10 protein-coding genes are annotated in these 10,327 nt (G+C 34.7%); 3 read left to right on the top strand and 7 right to left on the bottom strand.

All coding sequences use genetic code 11. From position 1 onward, the window contains the following. On the top strand, positions 1 to 269 hold a 269-nt coding region (locus QHH19_04970; GenBank protein MDH7517676.1), incomplete at its 5' end, for a hypothetical protein. A 44-nt stretch (positions 270 to 313) separates the two neighbouring features. Here the strand turns inward: QHH19_04970 and ileS are convergent. From ileS to QHH19_04950, 4 genes are all read right to left on the bottom strand, one after another. Next, positions 314 to 3,460: an isoleucine--tRNA ligase gene (gene ileS / locus QHH19_04965; GenBank protein MDH7517675.1), complete on the bottom strand. Its 3,147-nt coding sequence runs from the start codon at positions 3,458 to 3,460 to the stop codon at positions 314 to 316. Positions 3,461 to 3,538: 78 nt separating this feature from the next. Then, on the bottom strand, positions 3,539 to 4,852 hold the full coding sequence (truD, locus tag QHH19_04960; protein MDH7517674.1) for a tRNA pseudouridine(13) synthase TruD: 1,314 nt from the start codon (positions 4,850 to 4,852) through the stop codon (positions 3,539 to 3,541). Beyond that, positions 4,849 to 5,133, bottom strand: coding sequence for a DNA-directed RNA polymerase subunit L (locus QHH19_04955; protein ID MDH7517673.1), 285 nt, complete (start codon positions 5,131 to 5,133; stop codon positions 4,849 to 4,851). Before QHH19_04955 ends, truD begins: the two co-directional genes overlap by 4 nt. Positions 5,134 to 5,167: 34 nt before the next feature. Continuing rightward, complete coding sequence (locus QHH19_04950; GenBank protein ID MDH7517672.1) at positions 5,168 to 5,740, bottom strand: exosome complex RNA-binding protein Csl4; 573 nt, start codon at positions 5,738 to 5,740, stop codon at positions 5,168 to 5,170. Positions 5,741 to 5,907: 167 nt separating this feature from the next. Between QHH19_04950 and QHH19_04945 the strand changes: the two genes are divergently transcribed. After that, positions 5,908 to 6,414, top strand: coding sequence for a 50S ribosomal protein L16 (locus QHH19_04945; GenBank protein MDH7517671.1), 507 nt, complete (start codon positions 5,908 to 5,910; stop codon positions 6,412 to 6,414). 32 nt (positions 6,415 to 6,446) lie between these two features. On the opposite strand, the gene QHH19_04940 is transcribed toward QHH19_04945, so the two are convergent. From QHH19_04940 to QHH19_04930, 3 genes are read right to left on the bottom strand one after another with little or no spacing between them, the layout of a single operon-like run. After that, on the bottom strand, positions 6,447 to 7,844 hold the full coding sequence (locus QHH19_04940; GenBank protein ID MDH7517670.1) for a site-2 protease family protein: 1,398 nt from the start codon (positions 7,842 to 7,844) through the stop codon (positions 6,447 to 6,449). 59 nt (positions 7,845 to 7,903) lie between these two features. Continuing rightward, positions 7,904 to 8,587, bottom strand: a complete 684-nt coding sequence (locus tag QHH19_04935; protein ID MDH7517669.1) for a DUF115 domain-containing protein — start codon at positions 8,585 to 8,587, stop codon at positions 7,904 to 7,906. Position 8,588: 1 nt separating this feature from the next. Beyond that, positions 8,589 to 9,725 carry a DUF373 family protein gene (locus QHH19_04930; protein ID MDH7517668.1) on the bottom strand — a complete coding sequence of 379 codons (1,137 nt, stop codon included), beginning with the start codon at positions 9,723 to 9,725 and terminating at the stop codon, positions 8,589 to 8,591. Positions 9,726 to 9,835: 110 nt separating this feature from the next. Here QHH19_04930 and QHH19_04925 point away from each other — a divergent pair. Then, positions 9,836 to 10,327: DMT family transporter (locus QHH19_04925; GenBank protein ID MDH7517667.1), on the top strand; the 492-nt coding region annotated here is incomplete at its 3' end.

Here is a 10,327-nt window from a genome sequence, read left to right as displayed (position 1 = left end):
TCCTTTGTGACAATGGGTCACAATTCAAAAGTCATGATCTTAAACAATGGTGTAAAGTTAATAAGGTGAAATATGAACCAGCACCACCTAATTACCCGGAAGCAAAAGGTAAAGTTGAAAGGGCAATCCGGAATTTAAAAGAGGAATATCTTGTGCTTGACAAGGTCTTTGATAATGCTTCACTTCTTCTGTTTGAATATATAGAATGGTTCAATAACGTTCGATATTCTCTTGGTGTTGAGGGAACACCGGCATCATTTTATTTATGAAATGTTAGCGATGCCGGTTGACAGTACACTGAACAAACGGACGCTTATTTGCTTATACCGATTTCAACTTGCAATTCATCTATGTCCCATTTTTTAACAAGTTTCCCAACTGGTTTATCAACAAAAACAATTTTTTTGGATCTTGTCTCTCCTTCAATATAGTTTTTCCATTTCTGAAGAGAATTTCTCTGTTTTTCATCCACCTTGATTTCTGTGATGATTGTATCCTCTACATTCAGATCCAGTTCTTTTCTCATAGACTGTATTCTTCTTACTATCTCTCTCGCAAAACCCTCTGCCTCAAGTTCTGGTGTGAGTGTTGTGTCTAAAAATAGTATCATTCCATCGGTTTCGAGGTATGCGTATTGTGTTTTTTCTTGTTCAACTATTTCAAAGTCATCTTTTGTCAGTTGTATTTTCTCATCCTCAAGTTCTACTGTTATTTTTTTGTTTTTCAATAGTTCCTTGTAAATTTTTTCTTTGTCTAATTCTTCTATTTTTTCGTTAACAATTTTTGCTTTTTCTTTTAGTTTTGGTCCAACATGTGAATAGTTTAGTCTAATGGTTTTTGTCATAAAATGTGAGGTGTCTCTAGCAAAAGATATATGTTTTACATTTATTTCCTCGTTTAACAAATCTAATAAATCTTTTATCATATCCTCTTCTTCTTTTTTGCATATTATTGTTGCTTCGCTGAGTGGGCATCTAACTTTGATTCCTGTTTTTGATCTAAGTGCTCTACCGATTTCCACTAGTTTCCTTATCTTGTTCATGCCTTCTTCGAGTTTTTCGTTTATCATTTTTTTATCTGACACAGGGTAGTCGCATAGATGGATGCTCTTGGGCATCTCCTCTGTTTTAATGTTGAGATAGATTTCTTCTGTTATAAACGGTATGAATGGAGCCAGGATTTTTGATAAACCTAAAAATACGTCGTACATAGTTGAGTAACCTGCTAGTTTATCAACAGTTTTTTCCTCGACCCATAACCGTTTCCTTGATCTCCTCAGATACCAGTTGCTAAAATCTTCTATCACAAAGCTCTCTATAGCCCGTGCTGCTTTATGGATTTCAAAAGTCTTAAAGTATTTTCTGGTTTCAGAAACTGTTTTGTTAAACCTACTAAGAACCCATTTGTCTAATAAAACTCTTTTTTCCAATGGTATAGTTTCATTTTTAGGATCGAACTTATCCAGTGAAGCATATGTTGCAAAAAAGTTATATGAATTCCATAACGTGAGAATGAATTTACCAAGCGTGTCTTTTACCGCTTCCTCGTAGAAACGTGTGGACATCCATGGTGCATTAGCTGATATAAGATACCATCTAAGGGCATCTGCGCCTTCATGATCAAGTATCATATTTGGGTCAACATAGTTTTGTTTACTTTTACTCATCTTTTGGTTGTCTTTATCTAAAACCAAACCAAGTGTCAACACATTTTTATATGGTGGTTTATCAAACAAAAAAGTTGAAATCGCAAGCAAAGAATAAAACCACCCACGGGTTTGATCCAAAGCCTCACTTATGAAATCCACAGGATAGTTTTTCTTGAATTTATCCTGGTTTTCAAACGGGTAATGCCACTGCGCAAAAAAAGCAGAACCAGAGTCATACCAACAATCAATAACTTCTTTTTCACGTCTCATCTCCGATTTACATTTAGGACAACGTACTATTAGTTCATCAACAAAAGGTTTATGCAGATCATAGTTATCACCAAAGTTTTCACTTAGTTTTCCTAGCTCATCAATACCACCAACACATATCGTATGATTACATTCTTTGTTTGTACAAACCCATATCGGCAAAGGAGTCCCCCAGTATCTATCCCTAGATAAAGCCCAGTCTTTAACCTCTCTTATAAAATCCCCGAAACGCCCCTGTTGAAGATGCTCTGGATACCAGTTTATCTGATTATTATTCTTAACCAAGGAGTCTTGTACTTTTGACATAGCTATAAACCATGACTCCATAGCATAATACAACAATGGTGAATCACACCGCCAACAAAAAGGGTACTCATGCGTGTAATCCCTAGTACCCTCAAGCAGTCCTTTTTCATTTAGATATTCTATTATACTAGGGTCAGCATCTTTAACAAACCGGCCCTTCCAAAGCGTAACCTCATCAGAAAAGGTCCCATTAAGTTTAACAAGTTGAACAACTGGGAGATCATATTTTTTGCCAACATTGTAATCATCTTCACCAAAAGCAGGTGCTATATGAACAATACCTGTACCATCCTCCATTGTCACAAAATCAGCACAAACAACATACCACGCTTTTTTATCTGGTTTAACGTAACTAAAAAGCGGGTCATACTCAACATACTCGAGTTCTTTCCCAGAAAAACTATCAAGTAACTCATACTCCTGACCTTTCAACAAAGCAGCCACTCGATCTTCAGCAAAAATCAAAATCTGATTATTATATCTTATTTTAACATAGGTCTCATCCGGGTGAACCGCAAGAGCAACATTAGATATAAGAGTCCATGGTGTAGTAGTCCATGCAAGGAAATACTCATCCTTGTTCTTCAGTTTAAATTTCACAAAAATAGATGGCTCCTCAACAGTTTTATACCCCTGGGCAAGCTCATGAGCTGATAGAACAGTACCACAGCGTGGGCAGTACGGCACCACCTTATGCCCTTTATAAAGGAGTTTTTTCTCCCAAGCCTGTTTCAGTGACCACCAAACCGATTCTATGTACTCGTTTTTGAATGTTATATAAGGGTTGTCCATATCAAGCCAGAAGGCTATCCGGCGGGTCATATCAACCCATGCACGCTCATACTGTAAAGTGCTTTTTTTACATTCTTCATTAAACCTTGTTATACCATATTTTTCTATACTCTGTTTATCCTCTAAACCAAGTTTTTTTTCCACCTCTATCTCCACAGGTAAACCATGCGTGTCCCAGCCTGCCTTACGCTCCACATAATAGCCATCCATGGTTTTGTAGCGTAAAACCAAATCTTTCATAACACGGGTAAGAACATGACCTAGGTGAGGGAGACCATTTGCCGTTGGTGGACCCTCTAGGAAAACAAATGGTTTACAGTTTTTCCTCTGTTCAACTGATTTTTTAAATATGTTCTCATCTGCCCAGAATTTTAGAATTTTTTGTTCCACTTGTTTTGGGTTGTATTTCTGAGAAGGCGCTTTTATAGTCGTTTTTCTCACCATATCTAGTTTATTTAACCCTAATAGAGGTACACCTTAATGGTAAAAGACCGTTAAAATAATTTCCATCACACCATTTTTTTAATAGTTTCTTATATCCTCTGATTTCATAAACTCTCTTAGCAATGAGGTTGCGTAGGATCCTTTTCTCAACTCGAACTTCAGTTTCAAAGCAAGTTTATCTTTGTTAAAATCATCTTTCATTAACTCGAAATCCAAATTGTTAACAGGGGCTAACAAAGGACGCCGAGAACCAGAAGATGAAAGAAAAGGCATCTCAGGTATAATAAAATCCCTCGGGTCTATTTTCTCTTCTTCAACTATTTTATGTTCTATTTCACCCATCTCCCCTGAAGAAAACCTTGAGTCACACCCCAATAAAAGACCACTAACAAATGCTTTACCTTTTGCAACCTGTTTGTTGACCTTTTCTATATTACTCTCTGTAACCAGTATCAGTTCGTTTTCATCAATCACATTATTCCTAACAGGTAGGATGATGTCACCTACAACTGCTTTATTAATAGACAGTTTTCTTCTTATGCGTTCACTTAATATTTTGTTGAATAAGTATGATTGATAAGCATAGATGAACATAGTTAGAAGATTCTTTGGAAGTTGTGTTAGAGCACCAACAAAATCATCTGGGTTAACAACTAATCTATTCAGAATAGCTTTTTCAAAATTTAATTCATCTGGATAAGATGCTAATGCCTCTGAGAAATCATTTGTTTTTTGTAATCTCTCGCGTAGTTTGTAGTTTTTTTCATCTTCCCCAACAATAGGTTTAGCAACATAGGTCATAACTGCTTTCTTAAAATCATTACAGATTATATGTTTTCCAACAATATGGGTTATTGGCCTTATTGTACCAAAACGTTGCACGCCGTAGAAATTTGGGAAACCACCTTTTTCCTCTATAAATGATACAATGTTTTGTATATGATTTGTTTTAATGTCGGGTTCTATGTTCCTTATTATGACCTCAAATCTATTCCCTAACAGGTCCCCTATTTTTACCTTTTGATCAGAATAATAGATATTATCTAGAGATACGTCTTTTATTTTTATACCAGATAGTTTCTCCTTCTCGATTTTGTAGAAAGACATTAGCCTAGTAGTTTTTGCTCTTTTATCTTTAGTGCCAGCGAAGCTTATCCTATTTCTTGATATACGTAATCTGTCTGATATTTCTTTTATAAGTGTGTTTGTCTCCCAGTTTATGGTTGTAACCTCTGCAACAACATAATCTCCTTTTTCTTTAGCTGGTGGGTAATTGGATATTTCTTTTACTAAAAAATCATCAGGGGTTGTACGTAGTTTCCCACCTGTACCAGCATATGGCGAAAAAAAGGTTTCTATGCCTATGTTTTTTTCAATGTTTGAAGATTTCATCCTATTTTTTTACTCTTGTCTTCAAAAATTTTTATAAAAGTTTTAACCTCATCTTCTAGTTGTTTTACAGCCTTTTTTAGTATATCCTCCGGGCTACCTTTTTTTACCCTTATATAAAGAGTTCTTTTGTTTGACTCTGGATGATCAGTCATGTAGGCTGCGTAATCAACATCCTCATTCTGTAACAACACCTGCACTATTGGGTTTAGTATAGTTTCATTTTCACCAATGACCTCTAACTCTAATTCTTTAGTTGTTTTTCTAAGTGTTTTCAAATCCATATATCATCACTTTTCTAAATCTTTTAAATTTTTTTTAGAATTTATTTGGGTCGAATTCGCCGTAATCTGAGGCGATTTTTCTTTTTTCTACGTTACCACAGTTTTTACATTCAAGAACAATGCTTTTTCTGGTTAGTGGCTGCCTGCATTTTCCACATACAGCTTTTATGACACCTAAGTTGCTTTCTTTTGTAGTTAGTTGGAGACTAGGTGTTACTTGTGTAACTTTTGCTCTTACTATATCACCTATACTGAATTTTTCGTTTGCCTCTTTTACATATGATGGTGCTATTTCTGATACTTTTATAGTACCATTTGTGTCACCTGATATAGCTCTTTTTTTACCTACCACATGCATAACATCAGCTATCGCCATGTTTGGTTTCACTGAGGTTATTGTCGCTAATACTATGTCACCTTTTTTAATCAAAACTGGTACACTAGTCAATGGTTTTACCATTGCTTTTTTGTATTTTTCATCTACAACGTAGATTCCTACCCTAGCTGATCTTATTATTCCATCTTCCTCAAAAGTACCATCACCAGGTGAAAGTTCCTCAGAAGTAGCTAGTTGATCACCAGGTAGTACCATCTTGTTTTTATTCATTATTTATCACTTATCTATATGATTTTAGATAGAATTAGGCAATGTAACACTTGTTTTAAATGTTATGGTATACCAAGGGTTAATCGCTAAAAAACTGTAAAAAGAATTATAAATACCATACCACATTTCGGTTTTCCCATCGAAAGATTTTACTCGGTGTAAAAGTTATGTCACGTAAACCAAACAGCATGTACAGGTATGTAAAAAGCATGGCCACCACACGCAGAGAATATATGGGTGGTGTCCCCCCATCGAGAATTACCCAGTTTGTAATAGGTAACAAAAACGAAAAATTCCCGATTAAACTATCACTTATTGCCAACGAGAAATGCCACATTAGGCATAGCGCCCTTGAATCTGCTCGAATAACTATGAACAGGGTTATGGAGAAAAAAGTTGGAGTAGCTAATTATAGATTAAAGGTGCTTGTTTACCCACATATCGTAATCAGGGAGAATAAACAGGCAACTGGTGCTGGGGCAGACCGTGTTTCTCAGGGTATGCGTAGATCCTATGGTAAACCTGTTGGTGTTGCCGCAAGAGTTTACCCTGAGCAGACTTTAATGATTCTTGAAACAACAGAGCCAAATCTTATATATGCAAAAGAAGCTGCTCGCAGGGCACGCATGAAACTACCGACACCGTGCACAGTGAAAATGGAAGTAAACACATAAACTAAAAAGAATAATTTATTTAATTTTACCTGCTAAATATATTTTATAAAAAACGGGATTAAAACAAGACCCAGTATCAAAAGCGAGATAGCTAATGACACGTTTTTCACGATTTTTTCTCTCTGTTCTTCCGTGGTTTCTTTTTTAATCTTTTTTATTGCTACTCTTAATCCGTCGTTGAACAGAAATCCTCCATCAAGGGGTATCATAGGTAAAACATTGAATAATGCAAGAGCAGCATTCAACCAGAAAATCCAGTACAAACAGTTTACTACTATCCAAAATATATCTGTTGGTATTATACTTAGAGGACCTCTTATTATGTAGTTATCAGTGAATGGCGCCACCAGAGGATTGTATCCCTGAAAGTAACCAGTTAATGGTATACTATAAAATATTAGGAGTCCATCTGGGAAACCCGTGAAAGGGTTTTTCAGAGTGGATAAATATCCTTTGAATGCACTGTCGGTAAGTAAAGTTTGTACCCCAAGATAACCCTTTTTTTTATATGATTCATTATTTGTTTTGTAAATATTTTTTCTTTTTTCAAACTCAAAGTATTTATTGCCAAGAGTAACCTGCTTAGTGTAAGTTTTATCTCTTATTACATAGGAAATGTTCACTGTTTGGTTATCTTTTGTTAGATTTAATGCATAAAAAAATTCGTCGCCATTTTTTATCCTTGTATCGTTTAGATAAGTGATTATAACACCTGATTTTAACCCGATTTGTTCAGCCGGTGAATCCAAGTCAACAGTAAATACTACGGCTCCTTCTGCAGCAGGTTGCACAGCAGACATAAAAACAAAAGACATAAGCAAAATACTCAGTAAAACAACTATCATGTTAGATGTTGGACCAGCAGCATATATCCTCATCCTTGGTTTTATATCAGCTTTTTTGAGTTCTTCTTCATCAGGCTCACAAAAAGCCCCGATTGGTATAATCAAATAGAGTATACCTAGTGATTTTACCTTTAATTTGTCAACAAGTGTTAGTATGCCATGTGAAAACTCATGTACAATTATTGCGATTACTACAGCTATGATGATGTATCCTATATATTCTATAGGTAAGATAGGATTTATAACAGGTAATAATAACGCAAATTCAGGACCAGGCATCCTAGCTCTCTGCGCGGGAGTGAAACCAAATACAAGCCATACTGTAGTGATAATTAGCAACGTCATTAGAACCATTGTTATGAAACAAAAAACGATACCGGTATTCCCATAGACTTTCCAAAACCTCTGTTTCTTTGCTAACCTCTTAAGAAAATTTATGCCTTTTTCAGTTCGCCACATCAGAGCAGGCCCATAAAAAGAGATGCTATGTTTTTTTAGAATACCTTTTTTATGCAGCATATAAGCTACTAGTACATATATACCGATTATGGCGATAAAAAGCAATAAACCCTCTACTATGTCCATAGTTGTTGATGGAATACAAGAGGTGTTTAATTAATATAACTAGTGCAAAAAAATCGGAATTAAAGATATTGAGTGTTTTTTATTTTATCTAAAAGTGTTTTGCACCATTCAATTTTCTTTAACTTCACTTTTTTATCTTTTTTACTTGGAAAAGAATATTTTCCTATTTTTTTGTTGAAATCGAAACCAACTAGGTATATTTTTTTTGCTTGAAAATGGTCAGCTAAATATACTGCTCTGTCACCATCTGTAAAACCTCCAAAATTACTTAGTTTGCTATAGTTTTTTGGGTTGGTCTGTGTTGTACCAACCAATGGTCCTCTGAATTTTGGTACATATCTTTTGATTTTATCTAAGTTGTCGCCATGTGCATGTACCACGATTATGCTACCCTTATTGTTTGCTTTTATTTGATCAACAACTCCGCCATCTAGATCTGTGACAATTATATCGGGCAGAATGTTGTTTTTTAGTAACGCTGTTGTTGCACCATCTGCAGCTATCTTTATTTTTTCAACAAAAAAATTTTTGTGTTTTATAATAGATTTTTCTAGAGAAGGACCTGCACCAAAAACTACAACCTCTCTATTTTTTATTACATCTTCCAACTTTTTAACATTGTATGAGTTATTTTTTTTCAATATATTATCTAGAAAATCTGCTGATATTTGATCGGCTTCGATAGAAAAGTTGAATTCACATAAAATTTTTTTATAAATCAGTTCCCATTCTTTGTAGTACATATCAGTTTTTTTCAGCTATTTCAAGTTTTTGTTCTTCTTTTTCTGGTTTTTCTTTTTCATTTGTGTATACTTGTTTTATGTAATGGTATGTTATACCACCAACTATAGCTACCATGATACCAGTTGTTGTGTAACCTATAAATGTTGATGTTAGAAAAGGCTCTATCGTGAAATGAGACGCACCGTTTATGAACGCTCTATGTAGTGATATGAATATAGCAGATGAGATAAAACCAAATGTTATTATTGAAAATGGTAGTATCCAGTATTTCCAGGGCACTTTTTCCTCCCTAACATATATATCTACTGCATGCCCGGATATAGCTATTAAACCAGCCGCGACAATACCCCATATCATGTTAGACAAGAAAGACAGAAATGGTATGAAGGCAACATCTGTATTAAACTCTGTATTGTTGTATGCAAAGAAACCGGATATAACTATTACTACTATGGCTATTATGTAAGTGTATATAGATAATCTCCCCGTTAGAAAACCTGATTTTATTTCTCGTCCTAGTCGTACAACATTTCTTTCTAAGTGGAATATCCTAATGAGCAGGTAAACCCCTAGAGTAAAAAGTGTTGCGCCTAAAGCAGCAGAGGTCATATTTAATAAAATAAACACGGCCCATACAAGCAGAACCAAAGCTATCGGCAAAAGTATCTGTTTTTGGACTTTTTCATCATCCAACATCTTCATAATCCGATAGTATGTATCCTCTAGATCTTTGGTTTGTTTTACTGTCACTCTTTTTATATAGTTTATTTTTATCCGTGATTGAATCATTGGTATTATGAATTCGTCTTCTGCTCCATCAGTTATGAATATGACTTCATCTGCCTGTGTTTTTTTTATGACCTCATCTAGTTGTTGTGATAAAACAGTATCTGATTTAGAGCCAACGTTTATGTCTCCGCAGATTGTAGCTATTTCAACGTCTTTGTTTTCTCTTTTTAATTGTTTATATGTTGAGATCGCAGAAAAAATCGCGTTAAGATCTGAATCCTCAGGATCAGCTTGACCAAGGCGGTTAGCAGCGTTTATGTTATCCTTGATCCCTATGATAGGGCTTTTAGTATTAGTTTTTCTTCCGAAATCATCATCACGGTCCACATTAAGAACAAGCGTTTTCATAAAAGCCCAATAATAAAAGTTGTTTCGTGTATAATAATATTGCTATGAAAATATTTTGTTTCTCAGAATGATTTATTTTTTATACAGTTTGTATATCTCATCCGTTGACTATGAGACAGCATAAATCAAAGAAATTGAATGATTTACATCTAATCTTTTTAATGGTAGCTGCTGTTATTTTCTGGGCTTTTGCATTCCCTTTCATAAAAATAGGTTTAGATGAACTTTCTTTTGTTAACCTAACGATTTTACGTTTTTTAATAGTTGACGTTGTTTTCCTGTTTGTTATTTTAATTAAACCTAGAAGTTTTTCAAAATTGTACAAGAAAGATGTTATCCCAATTTTTATTTTGGGTTTCTTCGGAGTCATGGTCTATCACCTTGGTTTAAATTATGGTGAACAATTTGTTTTACCTGGTGCAGCTAGTCTTATTATTGCCACAACCCCTATTTTTATCCTTATTTCAGCGGTTATATTCTTAAAAGAGAAAATCGATTTGAGGAAGTTTATTGGTGTTTTATTCGCACTTCTAGGTTTGATCATAATAACTGTTTGGGGAACTGAGAACGCGTCTATACAAATAGATTATGTTTTTGGTGCT

Source organism: Candidatus Thermoplasmatota archaeon (genome assembly GCA_029907305.1).
Taxonomy (GTDB): Archaea; Thermoplasmatota; E2; order DHVEG-1; family DHVEG-1; genus JARYMC01.
This window is presented reverse-complemented; position numbering and strand designations above follow the sequence as displayed.

Bases quoted from the DNA above. Each gene is read 5' to 3' on its own strand.
- ileS (MDH7517675.1), bottom strand. From the start codon at position 3,460: ATGGTGAGAAAAACGACTATAAAAGCGCCTTCTCAGAAATACAACCCA.
- QHH19_04930 (MDH7517668.1), bottom strand. From the start codon at position 9,725: ATGAAAACGCTTGTTCTTAATGTGGACCGTGATGATGATTTCGGAAGA.
- QHH19_04935 (MDH7517669.1), bottom strand. From the start codon at position 8,587: ATGTACTACAAAGAATGGGAACTGATTTATAAAAAAATTTTATGTGAA.
- truD (MDH7517674.1), bottom strand. From the start codon at position 4,852: ATGAAATCTTCAAACATTGAAAAAAACATAGGCATAGAAACCTTTTTT.
- QHH19_04950 (MDH7517672.1), bottom strand. From the start codon at position 5,740: ATGAATAAAAACAAGATGGTACTACCTGGTGATCAACTAGCTACTTCT.
- QHH19_04940 (MDH7517670.1), bottom strand. From the start codon at position 7,844: ATGGACATAGTAGAGGGTTTATTGCTTTTTATCGCCATAATCGGTATA.
- QHH19_04945 (MDH7517671.1), top strand. From the start codon at position 5,908: ATGTCACGTAAACCAAACAGCATGTACAGGTATGTAAAAAGCATGGCC.
- QHH19_04955 (MDH7517673.1), bottom strand. From the start codon at position 5,133: ATGGATTTGAAAACACTTAGAAAAACAACTAAAGAATTAGAGTTAGAG.